Source organism: Enterobacter sp. MGH119 (assembly GCF_001037675.1).
Classification (GTDB): Bacteria; Pseudomonadota; Gammaproteobacteria; order Enterobacterales; family Enterobacteriaceae; genus Enterobacter; species Enterobacter hormaechei_C.
This window is the reverse complement of sequence record NZ_KQ089930.1, coordinates 192,643-207,809: the sequence shown is the minus strand read 5'-3', so window position 1 is coordinate 207,809 and position 15,167 is coordinate 192,643. Positions and strand designations below refer to the sequence as shown.

The 15,167-nt window shown below is 56.8% G+C and carries 20 protein-coding genes; 16 read left to right on the top strand and 4 right to left on the bottom strand.

All coding sequences use genetic code 11. The features are described 5' to 3' along the window. Positions 1–3: 3 nt before the first annotated feature. The 10 genes from cysD (at position 4) to SK53_RS12340 (ending at position 7,344) form a co-directional block, all read left to right on the top strand. A complete protein-coding gene (gene cysD, locus SK53_RS12385) occupies positions 4–912 on the top strand; it encodes a sulfate adenylyltransferase subunit CysD (RefSeq protein WP_006811770.1) in 909 nt (302 codons plus the stop codon). A gap of 9 nt (positions 913–921) precedes the next feature. Beyond that, entirely contained in the window at positions 922–2,346 is a 1,425-nt protein-coding gene (cysN, locus tag SK53_RS12380; RefSeq protein ID WP_045331308.1) for a sulfate adenylyltransferase subunit CysN, read from the top strand. After that, positions 2,346–2,951 carry an adenylyl-sulfate kinase gene (gene cysC, locus SK53_RS12375; RefSeq protein ID WP_022651775.1) on the top strand — a complete coding sequence of 202 codons (606 nt, stop codon included), beginning with the start codon at positions 2,346–2,348 and terminating at the stop codon, positions 2,949–2,951. Before cysN ends, cysC begins: the two co-directional genes overlap by 1 nt. 58 nt (positions 2,952–3,009) lie before the next feature. After that, positions 3,010–3,336: a DUF3561 family protein gene (locus SK53_RS12370; RefSeq protein WP_006811767.1), complete on the top strand. Its 327-nt coding sequence runs from the start codon at positions 3,010–3,012 to the stop codon at positions 3,334–3,336. 79 nt (positions 3,337–3,415) lie between these two features. Further along, positions 3,416–3,727, top strand: coding sequence for a cell division protein FtsB (ftsB, locus tag SK53_RS12365; protein WP_003862095.1), 312 nt, complete (start codon positions 3,416–3,418; stop codon positions 3,725–3,727). Positions 3,728–3,746: 19 nt separating this feature from the next. Further along, positions 3,747–4,457: a 2-C-methyl-D-erythritol 4-phosphate cytidylyltransferase gene (gene ispD / locus SK53_RS12360; RefSeq protein ID WP_022651774.1), complete on the top strand. Its 711-nt coding sequence runs from the start codon at positions 3,747–3,749 to the stop codon at positions 4,455–4,457. Then, a complete protein-coding gene (ispF, locus tag SK53_RS12355) occupies positions 4,457–4,936 on the top strand; it encodes a 2-C-methyl-D-erythritol 2,4-cyclodiphosphate synthase (RefSeq protein ID WP_003862097.1) in 480 nt (159 codons plus the stop codon). The genes ispD and ispF overlap by 1 nt, the downstream gene beginning before the upstream one ends. Continuing rightward, positions 4,933–5,982: a tRNA pseudouridine(13) synthase TruD gene (gene truD / locus SK53_RS12350; RefSeq protein WP_048209531.1), complete on the top strand. Its 1,050-nt coding sequence runs from the start codon at positions 4,933–4,935 to the stop codon at positions 5,980–5,982. Before ispF ends, truD begins: the two co-directional genes overlap by 4 nt. Then, positions 5,963–6,724 (top strand): 5'/3'-nucleotidase SurE, encoded by a 762-nt coding sequence (surE, locus tag SK53_RS12345; RefSeq protein WP_017382816.1) that lies wholly within the window; start codon positions 5,963–5,965, stop codon positions 6,722–6,724. Before truD ends, surE begins: the two co-directional genes overlap by 20 nt. Beyond that, on the top strand, positions 6,718–7,344 hold the full coding sequence (locus SK53_RS12340; protein WP_015571709.1) for a protein-L-isoaspartate(D-aspartate) O-methyltransferase: 627 nt from the start codon (positions 6,718–6,720) through the stop codon (positions 7,342–7,344). The genes surE and SK53_RS12340 overlap by 7 nt, the downstream gene beginning before the upstream one ends. Before the next feature lie 94 nt (positions 7,345–7,438). Here SK53_RS12340 and SK53_RS24070 read toward each other — a convergent pair whose 3' ends face one another. After that, entirely contained in the window at positions 7,439–7,570 is a 132-nt protein-coding gene (locus tag SK53_RS24070; protein ID WP_306173474.1) for a peptidase, read from the bottom strand. Between SK53_RS24070 and nlpD the strand changes: the two genes are divergently transcribed. Both nlpD and rpoS read left to right on the top strand, forming a co-directional pair. After that, the gene (gene nlpD / locus SK53_RS12335) at positions 7,512–8,585 is read left to right on the top strand and encodes a murein hydrolase activator NlpD (protein WP_306173475.1); all 1,074 of its coding nucleotides are present in this window, start codon (positions 7,512–7,514) and stop codon (positions 8,583–8,585) included. The two genes, SK53_RS24070 and nlpD, sit on opposite strands and share 59 nt — an antisense overlap. Before the next feature lie 59 nt (positions 8,586–8,644). Continuing rightward, positions 8,645–9,637 carry an RNA polymerase sigma factor RpoS gene (gene rpoS / locus SK53_RS12330; protein ID WP_013098493.1) on the top strand — a complete coding sequence of 331 codons (993 nt, stop codon included), beginning with the start codon at positions 8,645–8,647 and terminating at the stop codon, positions 9,635–9,637. Between the two features lie 50 nt (positions 9,638–9,687). On the opposite strand, the gene SK53_RS12325 is transcribed toward rpoS, so the two are convergent. Together SK53_RS12325 and SK53_RS12320 are read right to left on the bottom strand one after the other, a co-directional pair. After that, positions 9,688–10,065, bottom strand: coding sequence for a DUF4440 domain-containing protein (locus tag SK53_RS12325; protein ID WP_048209530.1), 378 nt, complete (start codon positions 10,063–10,065; stop codon positions 9,688–9,690). Further along, positions 10,062–11,264, bottom strand: a complete 1,203-nt coding sequence (locus tag SK53_RS12320; RefSeq protein WP_048209529.1) for an MFS transporter — start codon at positions 11,262–11,264, stop codon at positions 10,062–10,064. The genes SK53_RS12325 and SK53_RS12320 overlap by 4 nt, the downstream gene beginning before the upstream one ends. A 109-nt stretch (positions 11,265–11,373) precedes the next feature. Here SK53_RS12320 and SK53_RS12315 point away from each other — a divergent pair, with 109 nt between their 5' ends. Then, the gene (locus tag SK53_RS12315; protein ID WP_003862107.1) at positions 11,374–12,261 is read left to right on the top strand and encodes a LysR family transcriptional regulator; all 888 of its coding nucleotides are present in this window, start codon (positions 11,374–11,376) and stop codon (positions 12,259–12,261) included. Here the strand turns inward: SK53_RS12315 and SK53_RS12310 are convergent. Beyond that, entirely contained in the window at positions 12,258–12,665 is a 408-nt protein-coding gene (locus tag SK53_RS12310) for a MarR family winged helix-turn-helix transcriptional regulator (protein WP_022651767.1), read from the bottom strand. The two genes, SK53_RS12315 and SK53_RS12310, sit on opposite strands and share 4 nt — an antisense overlap. Positions 12,666–12,838: 173 nt before the next feature. On the opposite strand from SK53_RS12310, the gene SK53_RS12305 reads away from it, so the two are divergent. Genes SK53_RS12305 through SK53_RS12295 form a run of 3 tightly spaced genes read left to right on the top strand, consistent with a single transcriptional unit; the run spans position 12,839 to position 15,090 of the window. Further along, positions 12,839–13,441, top strand: coding sequence for a non-oxidative hydroxyarylic acid decarboxylases subunit B (locus tag SK53_RS12305; RefSeq protein WP_003862111.1), 603 nt, complete (start codon positions 12,839–12,841; stop codon positions 13,439–13,441). Beyond that, a complete protein-coding gene (locus tag SK53_RS12300; protein ID WP_048209527.1) occupies positions 13,431–14,858 on the top strand; it encodes a non-oxidative hydroxyarylic acid decarboxylases subunit C in 1,428 nt (475 codons plus the stop codon). The genes SK53_RS12305 and SK53_RS12300 overlap by 11 nt, the downstream gene beginning before the upstream one ends. A gap of 10 nt (positions 14,859–14,868) precedes the next feature. After that, on the top strand, positions 14,869–15,090 hold the full coding sequence (locus SK53_RS12295) for a non-oxidative hydroxyarylic acid decarboxylases subunit D (protein ID WP_003862116.1): 222 nt from the start codon (positions 14,869–14,871) through the stop codon (positions 15,088–15,090). The last annotated feature ends 77 nt before the right edge of the window (positions 15,091–15,167 follow it).

Below are 15,167 nucleotides of genomic sequence, written 5' to 3'. Positions count from 1 at the left end.
GTTATGGACCAAAAACGACTTACTCACCTGCGGCAGCTCGAAGCGGAAAGTATCCACATTATCCGCGAAGTGGCCGCCGAGTTTTCTAACCCGGTGATGATGTACTCCATCGGTAAAGATTCCAGCGTCATGCTGCACCTGGCGCGTAAAGCGTTTTATCCGGGTACGCTGCCGTTCCCGCTGCTGCACGTGGATACCGGCTGGAAATTCCGCGAGATGTACGAGTTTCGTGACCGTACCGCCAAAGCCTACGGCTGCGAGCTGCTGGTGCACAAAAACCCGGAAGGGGTGGCGATGGGTATCAACCCGTTCGTGCACGGCAGCGCCAAGCATACCGACATCATGAAAACCGAAGGGCTGAAGCAGGCGCTGAATAAATACGGTTTTGATGCGGCCTTCGGCGGCGCGCGCCGTGACGAAGAGAAATCCCGCGCCAAAGAGCGTATCTACTCTTTCCGCGACCGCTTCCACCGCTGGGACCCGAAAAACCAGCGTCCGGAGCTGTGGCACAACTACAACGGCCAGATCAACAAGGGCGAAAGCATTCGCGTCTTCCCGCTCTCCAACTGGACCGAGCTGGATATCTGGCAGTATATCTATCTGGAAAATATTGAGATCGTTCCGCTGTATCTGGCGGCCGAGCGCCCGGTGCTGGAGCGCGACGGCATGCTGATGATGATCGACGACGATCGCATTGATTTACAGCCGGGCGAAGTGATCAAAAAACAGATGGTCCGTTTCCGTACTCTCGGCTGCTGGCCGTTGACCGGCGCGGTGGAATCCAGTGCGCAGACGCTGCCGGAGATCATCGAGGAGATGCTGGTGTCGACTACCAGTGAGCGACAGGGGCGCGTGATTGACCGCGACCAGGCAGGCTCCATGGAGCTGAAGAAACGTCAGGGTTATTTCTAAGGAGCCGCCATGAATACGACTATTGCCCAACAAATTGCCGATGAAGGCGGCGTAGAAGCTTATCTGCACGCCCAACAGTACAAAAGTCTGCTGCGTTTCCTGACCTGCGGCAGCGTGGATGACGGGAAAAGTACCCTGATAGGACGTCTGCTGCACGACACGCGCCAGATCTACGAAGATCAGCTCTCTTCCCTGCACAATGACAGTAAACGCCACGGCACCCAGGGCGAAAAACTCGACCTGGCGCTGCTGGTAGACGGCTTGCAGGCGGAGCGCGAGCAGGGCATTACCATTGATGTCGCCTATCGCTACTTCTCTACCGAAAAGCGCAAATTTATTATCGCCGACACCCCGGGGCACGAGCAGTACACCCGTAACATGGCGACCGGCGCGTCCACCTGTGATCTGGCGATCCTGCTGATTGACGCCCGTAAAGGTGTGCTGGATCAGACTCGTCGTCACAGCTTTATCTCTACGCTGCTGGGGATCAAACATCTGGTGGTGGCGGTGAACAAAATGGATCTGGTGGACTACAGCGAAGCGCGATTCGACGAGATCCGTCAGAGCTACCTGACCTTTGCTGAACAGCTGCCGGGCAACCTCGATATTCGCTTTGTGCCGCTGTCGGCGCTGGAAGGGGATAACGTCGCCTCTCAGAGCGGGAACATGCCGTGGTACAGCGGCCCGACGCTGCTGGAAGTGCTGGAAACCGTTGAAATTCAGCGCGTGGTTGATACCCAGCCGATGCGCTTCCCGGTGCAATACGTGAACCGTCCGAACCTCGATTTCCGCGGCTTCTCGGGCACCATTGCGTCCGGCTCGGTCAAAGTGGGCCAGCGCGTGAAGGTGCTGCCGTCCGGTGTGGAATCGGCCATTGCCCGAATCGTCACCTTTGATGGCGATCTGGAGGAAGCCGGAGCAGGTGAAGCGGTAACCCTGGTACTGAAAGACGAAATTGATATCAGCCGCGGCGACCTGCTGGTCGACGCGCAGGAAACGCTGGCGGCGGTGCAGGGCGCATCCGTGGACGTGGTGTGGATGGCGGAACAGCCGCTGACCGCAGGCCAGAGCTATGACATTAAAATCGCCGGCAAGAAAACCCGCGCCCGCGTGGACGGCATTCAGTTCCAGGTGGACATCAACAACCTGACCCACCGTGACGTGAGCGAGCTGCCGCTGAACGGCATCGGTCTGGTGGATATGACCTTCGACGAGCCGCTGGTGCTGGATCCGTATCAGCAGAACCCTGTTACGGGCGGGCTCATCTTCATTGACCGCCTGACTAACGTTACCGTCGGTGCCGGCATGGTGCGCGAGCCTGACGCGCAGGCGAGCGTGACGTCTGAGTTCAGCGCCTTCGAGCTGGAACTGAACGCGCTGGTGCGTAAGCACTTCCCGCACTGGGGCGCACGCGATCTGCTGGGAGGCAAGTGATGGCCGCCCATGATGAGAACGTCGTGTGGCATCCTCATCCGGTCACCGTCGCCCAGCGCGAACAGCTCCACGGTCACCGTGGGGTTGTGCTGTGGTTTACCGGGCTGTCTGGCTCCGGTAAATCCACGGTGGCAGGCGCACTGGAAGAGGCGCTGCATCAGCAGGGGGTGAGCACCTACCTGCTGGACGGCGACAACGTGCGTCACGGCCTGTGCAGCGATTTAGGGTTCAGCGATGAAGATCGTAAAGAGAACATTCGTCGGGTGGGGGAAGTCGCCAGCCTGATGGCGGATGCCGGGCTGGTGGTGCTGACGGCGTTTATCTCACCGCACCGCGCCGAACGTCAGATGGTGCGTGAGCGCGTGGGGCAGAATCGCTTTATTGAAGTGTTTGTGGATACCCCGCTGGCAATCTGCGAAGCGCGCGATCCTAAAGGGCTGTACAAAAAAGCCCGCGCGGGAGAGCTGCGAAACTTCACCGGCATTGACTCCGTTTACGAAGCGCCTGAATCCCCTGAGATTCAGCTGGAAGGTCAACAATTGGTAACAAATTTAGTAAGCCAATTATTAGACCTGCTCAGACGGGACGATATTATCAGATCCTGAGACGGTATCGTTCGGGAGCTGTCTTCCCGAGCGATGAGTCACGGTCACAGGATTAGCTATGCGCAACAGTGAAAACTACATGATTACCACCGGGTCGGAACCGTTAACGACCGACGACGAGACGACCTGGTCCTTCCCTGGGGCGATAGTCGGCTTTGTGTCGTGGCTACTGGCGCTGGGTATCCCGTTTTTGATCTACGGTGGTAACACCCTCTTTTTCTTCCTCTATACCTGGCCTTTCTTTTTGGCGCTGATGCCCGTTGCGGTGGTTGTGGGCGTGGCGCTGCACTCCCTTTTCAACGGCAAGCTCCTGTATAGTACGCTCATCACTATCGCCACCGTTGTGGTCATCTTTGGCCTGCTGTTTTTATGGCTGATGGGCTAACTTACGGCATAATTAAAACCCCGCAGTAGAGTCCAGCGGAAAGTTATGGGATGATGATGCCGTTTTTTCAGGGGGCAGGATGGGTAAACTAACGCTGCTGTTGCTGGCTTTGCTGGTCTGGCTGCAATATTCGCTGTGGTTCGGCAAAAACGGACTGCACGACTACAGCCGGGTGAGCGATGACGTCGCGGCACAGCAGGCGACAAACGCCAAACTTAAAGCGCGTAACGATCAACTTTTTGCTGAAATTGATGACCTCAATGGCGGCCAGGAGGCGATTGAGGAGCGCGCACGCAATGAACTCAGTATGACTAAGCCGGGCGAAACGTTTTATCGCCTGGTTCCGGATGCGTCTAAACGCAATCAGGGCTCCGCACAAAACAATCGATAATCAGGCCCAGGATTACGACATGGCAGCAACTTTTTCGGACGTCTGTGCCGTGGTGCCGGCCGCAGGTTTTGGCCGGCGCATGCAGACAGAATGTCCTAAGCAGTACCTCTCAATTGGCGATAAAACGATCCTCGAGCACGCCGTGGCGGCGCTGCTGGCGCATTCTCGGGTGAAACGCGTTGTTATTGCCATCAGCCCCGGCGATGCACGTTTTGCTCAGCTCCCGCTGGCGAATCACCCTCAGATTACCGTCGTTGACGGCGGCGCAGAGCGGGCTGACTCCGTTCTGGCGGGCATTCAGGCTGCTGGGAACGCGCAGTGGGTGCTGGTGCACGATGCCGCGCGTCCCTGTCTGCATCACGACGATCTGTCACGTCTGCTGGCCCTGAGCGAAACCAGTAACGTGGGCGGCATTCTGGCCGCCCCGGTGCGTGACACCATGAAGCGTGCCGAACCGGGTAAACCGGCGATTGCCCACACCGTCGAGCGCGTCGATCTATGGCACGCGCTGACGCCACAATTTTTTCCCCGCGAATTACTCCACGACTGCTTAACGCGTGCGCTTAAAGAAGGTGCGACCATTACGGACGAAGCCTCGGCGCTGGAGTATTGCGGTTTCCACCCCACGCTTGTTGAAGGGCGCGCTGATAATATAAAAGTGACGCGCCCGGAAGACTTACAGCTCGCGGAATTTTATCTTACCCGTACGACCCCTCAGGAGAAGGCATAATGCGTATTGGACACGGTTTTGATGTACACGCCTTTGGCGGCGTTGGCCCAATTATCATTGGCGGCGTGCGCATTCCTTACGAAAAAGGTCTGCTGGCGCATTCTGATGGCGACGTGGCGCTGCATGCGCTGACCGACGCGCTGCTGGGTGCCGCCGCGCTGGGCGACATTGGCAAACTGTTCCCGGACACCGATCCTGCTTTTAAAGGCGCAGACAGCCGCGAACTGCTGCGCGAAGCCTGGCGTCGTATTCAGGCCAAAGGCTACACCCTTGGCAACGTTGATGTGACGATCATTGCCCAGGCACCGAAGATGTTGCCGCACATCCCTCAGATGCGTGTGTTTATCGCTGAAGATCTGGGCTGCCATATGGACGACGTCAACGTCAAAGCGACCACCACGGAGAAGCTGGGCTTTACCGGTCGTGGCGAAGGCATTGCCTGTGAAGCCGTGGCGCTGCTGGTGAAGGCGGCCAAATGACGGATTTCGACAACCTGACGTATCTGCACGGTGAACCGCAGGGCAAGGGGCTGCTGAAAGCCAACCCTGAAGATTTCGTGGTAGTGGAAGATCTCGGTTTTGAGCCGGACGGCGAAGGCGAGCACATCCTGGTGCGCATTCTGAAAAACGGCTGCAACACCCGCTTCGTGGCGGACGCGCTGGCAAAATTCCTCAATATTCACGCCCGCGAAGTGAGCTTTGCCGGTCAAAAAGATAAACATGCCGTGACCGAACAGTGGCTTTGCGCCCGCGTGCCCGGCAACGGCATGCCCGATTTAAGCAAATTTGAGCTTGAGGGCTGTAAGGTACTGGAGTACGCCCGCCATAAACGCAAATTGCGTCTGGGAGCGTTAAAAGGCAATGCCTTTACTCTGGTGTTGCGCGAAGTGACCGAACGCGAAGACATTGAAAAACGCCTGAAGGCCATTAACGAACGCGGCGTGCCAAACTATTTCGGCGCACAGCGCTTTGGCATTGGTGGCAGCAACCTGCTGGGTGCGCTGCGCTGGGCGCAAAGCGGTGCACCGGTGCGCGATCGTAATAAACGCAGTTTTTGGTTGTCGGCGGCCCGCAGTGCGTTGTTTAATCAGATTGTGAGCGAACGGCTGAAAAAACCGGACGCGAATCAAGTTGTTGTCGGCGATGCGCTACAATTAGCGGGACGCGGAAGCTGGTTTGTGGCAACGGCCGATGAGATGGCCGATGTCCAGTCGCGCGTGGACGCTAAAACGCTGATGATTACCGCCGCCTTGCCGGGTTCAGGCGACTGGGGAACCCAGGGCGAGGCGCTGGCCGCTGAGCAGTCAGCGGTGGCGGATGCGCCAGAATTACAATCGTTGCTGGTGCGGGAAAAGGTCGAGGCGGCGCGCCGTGCGATGCTCCTCTACCCGCAACAGTTGAGCTGGAACTGGTGGGATGACGTAACCGTCGAGTTACGCTTCTGGCTGCCGGCAGGTAGCTTTGCCACCAGTGTTGTCAGGGAACTTATCAACACGTCGGGTGATTATGCGAATATTGCTGAGTAACGATGACGGGATCCATGCGCCAGGTATTCAGACGCTGGCGAAACACCTCCGCGAATTTGCGGATGTGCAGGTCGTGGCTCCCGATCGTAACCGCAGTGGCGCGTCTAACTCATTGACGCTGGAGTCTTCACTTCGCACCTTTACCTTTGAGAATGGCGATATTGCCGTCCAGATGGGGACGCCGACCGACTGCGTGTTTCTGGGCGTAAATGCGCTAATGCGCCCTCGGCCGGATGTTGTGGTCTCCGGCATCAATGCGGGGCCAAATCTTGGCGATGATGTGATTTACTCCGGCACCGTGGCCGCGGCGATGGAAGGGCGTCACCTGGGTTTCCCGGCGCTGGCGGTCTCGTTAAACGGCCACACCCACTATGACACTGCCGCCGCGGTGACCTGCTCCATTCTCCGTGCGCTTGGCCGCGAGCCACTGCGTACCGGACGTATCCTTAATATTAACGTGCCGGATCTCCCACTGGACGAGATTAAAGGGATCCGCGTGACGCGCTGCGGCAGTCGCCACCCGGCCGATCAGGTTATTCCCCAGCAGGATCCGCGTGGCAATACCCTGTACTGGATCGGCCCGCCGGGAGATAAATGCGATGCCGGGCCAGACACCGACTTCGCTGCGGTGGATGAGGGTTACGTTTCCGTAACGCCGTTGCACGTAGATTTAACCGCTTATAGCGCGCATGATGTGGTGTCGGACTGGTTAGATCGGGTCGGAGTGAACGCGCAATGGTAAGTAAACGTGTACAAACTCTTCTGGAACAATTACGCGCACAGGGGATTGCCAACGAGCAGGTGCTGGATGCGCTTGCCCAGGTTCCCCGTGAGAAGTTTGTAGATGAGGCGTTTGAACACAAAGCGTGGGAAAACGTGGCGCTGCCCATCGGGCAAGGCCAGACGATTTCGCAGCCCTACATGGTGGCGCGTATGACGGAGCTTCTGGAGTTAACGCCAGACTCCCGGGTGCTGGAAATTGGCACCGGTTCAGGGTATCAGACCGCGATCCTGGCCCACCTTGTGCACCATGTCTGTTCCGTGGAACGGATTAAAGGGTTGCAGTGGCAGGCGCGCCGTCGCCTGAAACAGCTTGATTTACATAATGTATCGACACGCCACGGCGATGGATGGCAGGGTTGGCAGGCTCGCGCCCCGTTTGACGCCATCATTGTCACGGCAGCGCCACCTGAAATCCCCGCTGCACTTCTCTCGCAGCTGGACGAGGGCGGCATTCTTGTTTTGCCCGTCGGCGATGAGCAGCAGCTTTTAAAGCGCGTTCGTCGACGCGGCGGCGAGTTTATTATCGATACCGTGGAAGCCGTACGCTTTGTGCCCCTGGTTAAGGGCGAGCTGGCCTGAGACTCGGATTTTTCCAGGGTTATTAAGGCAAATTCAGCGTATGGTGTGGCGCGATAGGTTCGTGCCATCACGGTTATTTTTAAGTCACTGGTAGTTAACACATTCCTGGGGGATAAATGAGCGCGGGAAGCCCAAAATTCACCATCAGCCGTGTTGCGGCATTATCACTGGTTTCGCTCTGGCTGGCAGGCTGTACAAGTTCAAATAACGCGCCTGCGCCCGTCAGTTCCGTTAATGGAACCAGCGGCTCGGGTAACACGTCCAGCGGAATGTTGATTACCCCTCCGCCTAAAATGGGCACCTCAACGGCGCAGCAAACGCCGCAGATCCAGCCGGTTCAGCGTCCAGTTACGCAGCCTACGCAGATACAGCCAGTGGAACAGCCTGTTCAGACTGAAAATGGCCGCATAGTGTATAACCGTAAGTATGGGAACATTCCGAAAGGTAGCTATACCGGCGGCAGCACCTATACCGTGAAGCGCGGCGATACGCTGTTCTATATTGCCTGGATCACCGGGAACGATTTCCGCGATCTGGCACAGCGAAACAACGTCCAGGCCCCGTATGCTCTGGAAGTCGGGCAAACGCTTCAGGTTGGCAACGCGACGGGGACACCGCTTACGCCAGGCAACACCGTTTCAGCAGCCGACGTAACTGCGCAAAATAACAGCGTCACCCCTGCACAAAAAACCACCACGGTGGTTGCTTCACAACCTGTAATTACGTATTCTGAGGATTCAGGTGATCAGAGTGCTAACAAAATGTTGCCGAATAATAAAGGTACTGCGACTGTTGTCACAGCACCGACTACGGCACCTGTGGTTAGCTCTACTGTACCGACTGCAAGCAGTCAGAATGCCAGCTCGTCAATTACCACCTGGCGTTGGCCAACTGACGGCAAGATCATCGAGAACTTCGCTACCTCTGAGGGGGGCAACAAAGGGATCGATATCGCAGGCAGTAAAGGACAGGCAATCATCGCGACCGCAGACGGACGCGTTGTCTATGCCGGTAACGCACTGCGCGGTTACGGTAATCTTATTATCATCAAACATAATGATGATTACCTGAGTGCCTACGCCCATAACGACACAATGCTGGTCCGGGAACAACAAGAAGTTAAGGCGGGGCAAAAAATCGCTACCATGGGTAGCACCGGAACCAGTTCTACACGCTTGCATTTTGAAATTCGTTACAAGGGGAAATCCGTAAACCCGCTGCAATATTTACCGCAGCGATAAATTGACGGGGCATGCCAGCCAGGGTGTCTCGTCCAGGGATCACGGGTAGGAGCCACCTTATGAGTCAGAATACGCTGAAAGTTCATGATTTAAATGAAGACGCGGAATTTGATGAGAACGGAGCAGAGGCTTTTGACGAAAAAGCCTTAGTAGAAGAGGAACCCAGTGATAACGATTTGGCTGAAGAAGAGCTGTTATCGCAGGGTGCCACACAGCGTGTGCTGGACGCGACTCAGCTTTACCTTGGGGAGATTGGTTACTCCCCACTGCTAACGGCCGAAGAAGAAGTCTATTTCGCACGTCGTGCTTTGCGTGGTGATGTTGCCTCGCGTCGTCGCATGATCGAAAGTAACCTGCGACTGGTCGTGAAAATTGCCCGCCGTTACGGCAATCGTGGTCTGGCTCTGCTGGATCTGATTGAAGAGGGCAACTTAGGTCTCATCCGCGCAGTTGAGAAGTTTGACCCGGAACGCGGGTTCCGTTTCTCAACCTACGCGACCTGGTGGATTCGTCAGACCATCGAACGGGCTATTATGAACCAGACCCGTACGATTCGACTGCCGATCCACATCGTCAAAGAGTTGAATGTTTATCTGCGTACCGCGCGCGAGTTGTCCCATAAACTGGACCACGAGCCAAGTGCGGAAGAGATCGCAGAGCAACTCGACAAACCGGTTGATGACGTAAGCCGTATGTTGCGTCTCAACGAGCGCATTACCTCGGTTGACACCCCGCTGGGTGGCGACTCCGAAAAAGCGCTGCTGGACATCCTGGCCGATGAAAAAGACAACGGCCCGGAAGACACCACGCAGGACGATGACATGAAACAGAGCATCGTCAAATGGCTGTTCGAACTGAACGCCAAACAGCGTGAAGTGCTGGCACGTCGTTTCGGTTTACTGGGGTATGAAGCTGCGACACTGGAAGATGTCGGCCGTGAGATTGGCCTGACCCGTGAACGTGTTCGTCAGATTCAGGTTGAAGGCCTACGCCGCCTGCGTGAGATCCTGCAAGGGCAAGGTCTGAATATCGAAGCGCTGTTCCGCGAGTAAGCAACCATTCGTCAGAAAAGGCCCGTCGTGAGACGGGCCTTTTTTATGCCTTACGGCTGCGCCGTTTCGTGCAGCAAACACCAGGTGATGTTATCCCCTTCCTGATTAAGCACCGCGGTTGACCAGCGCACGTTGACGGGCTGGCCTGGCCGGGTTTGCGTCTCCCGGTAATGGAGCACCGCGCCGTTGTCCCATGTCTGAAGCGTTGTTAACGCGTCAATACCGATCCTGAGCCCGGGTCGGGTTCCCCGCTGCGCATATAAAAATTGGGCAAGCGCGTGATGATCTAACGGGTTGCCACTCGGTGGAACCATCAGAAAATCCGGACGGAAACGGGCGAGCAGGGCGTCCCGATTGCCTTCGCCTGCACCTAACCAGTTTTCAAGGGCGACGTGAATGTCGAGGATCTCTTGTTCGAAATGGGTCATGGTTGCTCCTGTTGCAGTTGCGCAAGTAACTGCGTGTTGTTAAGACGGTAGACGTACAGTACGGGCAGTAGAGTGATGACTGCGGCAAAAACAAACATCCCGTGCCAGGCGGCCAGCGGCGAGAGATAAGCCTGCATGAAGCTCAGCGCCTGCGCCAGCAGCAGAGCGCCCGCAAAAAAGCTCAACTGACGATTGAGATTCCATAGCGCGCTGGCATCGGGCATATCTTCCGGTCGCATCGTCAAAAACGCGCTGCTCTGAGCCGTACTGCTGCAAAGGCTTCCCCCCGCGCCCATCAGCGCAAACGCAACGGCAGGTAGCAGCATTGCCGGGCCGACGTTAACTAAAAGCAGAATGCCCGTCGCCTGCAAAAGGCAACCGATGACCACCAGCGGCCGGGGGCCGATACGGTTGAAATAGCGTCCTGTCGCGGTGATAGCCAAAAACGAAGCCACAGACCACGGCAGCATAAGCATGCCCGTTGCGGCGGGTGTCATATTGGCCTCGCTCTGGAGGTAATACATGCCCGTTACGTTCACGCCGATAAAAATGCCGGGTACGCACACATAGATAAGCATGGATAAGCGCAACAGCGGATCCGTCAGCAAAGACAGGTTTACTGTCCTGGTGGGGGTTATCGGCGACGGTTCTGTTTTAAGCCACGCGCAGGCCAAAGCAAAGGTGACAATGACGACGGGCAGGGTGGCAAAAAATATCCAGCGCCAGCTGAATGTCTGAACCAGCATACCGCCCACAGCCGGTGAGCACGCGGGGGCAAGCAGTGCGACCAGCATCACCGCCGAGGAGAGTCTGGCCCGCTCATGAGGCTTAAACTGTTGCCAGGTCAGCGCCTGACCAACCGGGATCAGTAACCCCCCTCCGGCGCCCTGCACGGCTCGCCAGGCAATCAGACTTTCCAGCGAAGATGAGAGACCCGCCGCAACGGAGGCCGCGCTAAAGAGAAGCAGTGAGAGCAGGATAACGCGCTTCGGCCCGACGCGGCGCATCAGGATACTGCTGAAAGGGATGACTAGCGTCAGCCCGGCAATGTATCCGTTACTTACCCAGGCAAGCGCGGAAGGTGTGGTATTGAAAGCGCGAGCCATCGCCGGAAAGGCGACGCTGGCAATAAACATGTTTATCAAATCAAGGAAAAAGCCGAGCAGAAAGACGACGGCGATTTTGCTGCGATACGTCATGGAAGTTCCTCCGGTGAGGTGGCGTATCGTATCGGCCCGCGCGTTACGGATAAACGCGACAAAGCACGATATACTGTCAACATTATTTTGACAGTTAACCAGGCAAGCGATGCTTAATTTACAGCGTACGGCAATGTTTATCGCCGTAGCGGACACCGGCAGTTTCACCGCCGCGGCGGAGGCGATGGGGCTGACAAAAGCGGTGGTCAGCTTTCATATTCGTCAGCTTGAAGAGGAGCTGGGCGTCACCCTGTTGCTGCGAACCACCCGACGCCTGACGCTGACCGAGGCGGGGAAGCTCTTTCATCAACGAAGCGTGATGCTGTTACGGGATGCAGAGCGATTGCAGGATGACGTTCGCGCCAACCACGCCGGGCTGACGGGAGAACTGCGGATCACCACCACGCCCGAATATGGCTCGCAGGTGGTGGTGCCTTTGCTGGCTGAATTTAGCCAGTTGCACCCGGACCTTCGCGTGCGGCATGTCTCGTCCTCTTTGCATGCCGATCTTATCGCCGAGCGCTTCGATGTCGCTATCCGGCTCGGCACGCTTGCAGATTCGCGCTACCACGCCGCGTTGATGACCTCTTTCACCATCCTGCCCGTGGCAACGCCAGGCTGGCTGGCAAACCATCCGGTTGACTCGCTGGAACAACTGGCGGAAGCGGACTGGATCATTCACGAGCGTTTAACGTCGCCGCTGCGCTGGCAGGTGAGAGGTGTTGATGGACATCCGGTTTCCTTTGAGATCAAGAAAGCGCCGCGCCTGTATGCAGACAGCGCCCAGGCGCTGATGGCTTTTGCCCTCGCGGGATGTGGAGTGGCGCTGCTGCCGGAGTGGCTGGTGCGTAACGCACTGGATGCGGGGGAACTGGTCTCGCTGTTACCGGCATACACGTTTGCTCAGCAGGGCATCTATGCCGTTTATCCCGATGCCCGGCATGTGCCCGCGAAAGTGCGAACATTTATTGATTTTATGCGCGTCAGGGTGACTTAACCCTGCATCATTTTTTTAATGAGCGCTGAAAATTGCTCTCGTTCCGCGCCATTAAGGCGCCCCAGAAATGCCTCATCCACCTCATTTCCAATCGGTTTACTGCTCTCAAGCAGGGCCTCTCCTTCGGCAGTCAGAAAGACAAACCGACGGCGTTTGTCTGCCGGATCGTGCTCGCGCCTGACCAGGCCGCGTGCTTCCATGCGGCTCAGCATTTCTGCCAGCGTCGCTTTGGTGCTCACCGCGACTTCAGTCAGGGCAACCTGCTCAATACCAGGATTTTCAGCAATTGACCGCATCACCGCATATTGTGGCTTGGTCAGTTCAGGCAATGCGTGCTGCCACTGGGCGGTATGCTGTTGAAAAAGCTGACGTAGCAGGTGGAAAGCTTCTTGTCTTAACTCCATGGACACTCCGACGGAAAAATACTCCCTCTATGATAGCCGCTCTTGGGCTGAATTTTAACGCGAGAGTTTTTTAGCGATTAGTGTGATCGTATGCGAACGATCTTGTCAGCAGCAGGATCAAGGCGTAGTTTAATTAATATGTTCGTATACGAACAAATTAATTGAGGTGCTGAATGAGATTGATTGTGGGAATGACGGGCGCGACGGGTGCGCCATTAGGCGTGGCGTTGTTACAGGCGCTGCGGGAAATGCCGGAGGTGGAAACGCACCTGGTGATGTCGAAGTGGGCAAAAACCACGATTGAGCTGGAAACGCCCTTCACTGCGCATGACGTTGCTGCACTGGCGGATGTCGTCCATAGCCCGGCCGATCAGGCTGCCACCATCTCCTCCGGCTCGTTTCGCACCGACGGCATGATCGTCATCCCGTGCAGCATGAAAACGCTGGCGGGTATCCGCGCGGGCTACGCCGAAGGGCTGGTAGGGCGTGCGGCAGACGTAGTGTTGAAAGAGGGGCGCAAGCTGGTGCTGGTTCCCCGTGAGACGCCGCTCAGCACCATCCATCTCGAGAACATGCTTGCTCTTTCCCGTATGGGCGTGGCGATGGTGCCGCCTATGCCTGCGTACTACAACCACCCGCAAACCGCCGATGACATTACCCAGCATATCGTGACCCGTGTTCTCGACCAGTTTGGTCTGGAGCATAAAAAAGCCCGACGCTGGGAAGGTTTGCAGGCAGCGAAACATTTTTCACAGGAGAATAAAGATGGCATTTGATGATTTGAGAAGCTTCCTGCAGGCGCTCGATGAGCAAGGGCAACTGCTGAAAATTGAGGAAGAGGTTAACGCCGAGCCGGATCTGGCGGCGGCCGCCAACGCGACCGGACGCATTGGCGATGGTGCGCCTGCGCTGTGGTTCGATAATATTCGCGGCTTCACCGATGCCCGTGTGGTGATGAACACTATCGGCTCGTGGCAAAACCACGCTATTTCGATGGGGCTGCCAGCGAATACCCCGGTGAAAAAACAGATCGACGAGTTTATTCGTCGCTGGGACAAATTCCCCGTCTCGCCAGAGCGTCGTGCAAATCCGGCCTGGGCGCAGAACACGGTGGACGGGGAAGACATCAACCTGTTCGACATTCTGCCGCTGTTCCGCCTGAACGACGGTGACGGAGGCTTTTATCTCGATAAAGCGTGCGTTGTCTCCCGCGATCCGCTCGACCCCGATCACTTCGGCAAACAGAACGTCGGGATCTACCGTATGGAAGTGAAGGGCAAGCGTAAGCTCGGCCTGCAACCGGTGCCGATGCATGATATCGCGCTGCATCTGCATAAGGCAGAAGAGCGCGGCGAAGACCTGCCTATTGCCATTACGCTGGGTAACGATCCGATCATCACCCTGATGGGCGCCACGCCGCTGAAATACGATCAATCCGAGTATGAGATGGCCGGTGCGCTACGCGAAAGCCCGTATCCGATGGCGACGGCTCCACTGACCGGTTTCGATGTGCCGTGGGGGTCGGAAGTGATCCTCGAAGGGGTGATTGAAGGCCGGAAACGTGAAATTGAAGGGCCATTCGGTGAGTTTACCGGACACTACTCCGGCGGACGCAATATGACGGTTGTACGCATTGATAAAGTCTCTTACCGCACCAAACCCATTTTCGAATCCCTTTACCTCGGCATGCCGTGGACCGAGATTGATTATCTGATGGGGCCCGCCACCTGCGTACCGCTCTATCAGCAGCTAAAGTCGGAATTCCCGGAAGTGCAGGCGGTAAACGCCATGTACACCCACGGTTTGCTGGCGATTATCTCCACTAAAAAGCGTTACGGCGGTTTTGCCCGTGCGGTCGGCCTCCGAGCCATGACCACGCCACACGGTCTGGGTTACGTGAAAATGGTGATTATGGTGGATGAAGACGTCGATCCGTTTAACCTGCCGCAGGTGATGTGGGCGCTGTCATCAAAGGTCAATCCGGCAGGCGATCTGGTGCAGCTACCGAATATGTCTGTGCTCGAGCTTGACCCCGGCTCCAGCCCGGCGGGGATCACTGACAAGCTGATCATTGATGCCACCACCCCGGTTGCCCCGGACAACCGTGGTCACTACAGCCAGCCGGTACAGGATCTCCCTGAAACCAAAGCCTGGGCCGAAAAACTGACCGCGATGCTGGCGGCACGTCAATAAGGAGGAAAAAATGATTTGTCCACGTTGTGCCGATGAACATATTGAAGTGATGGCAACATCACCGGTGAAAGGTGTCTGGACGGTATATCAGTGTCAGCACTGTCTGTATACCTGGCGCGATACCGAACCGTTGCGCCGTACCAGCCGCGAGCATTACCCGGAAGCGTTCCGCATGACCCAGAAGGATATTGATGAAGCACCGCAGGTGCCGACGATCCCGCCGCTGCTGTAAAAAAAGCCCGGTGGCGCTACGCATACCGGGCCTACGGGTTTTGTAGGCCGGGTAAGGCGAAGCCGCCACCGGGCAAA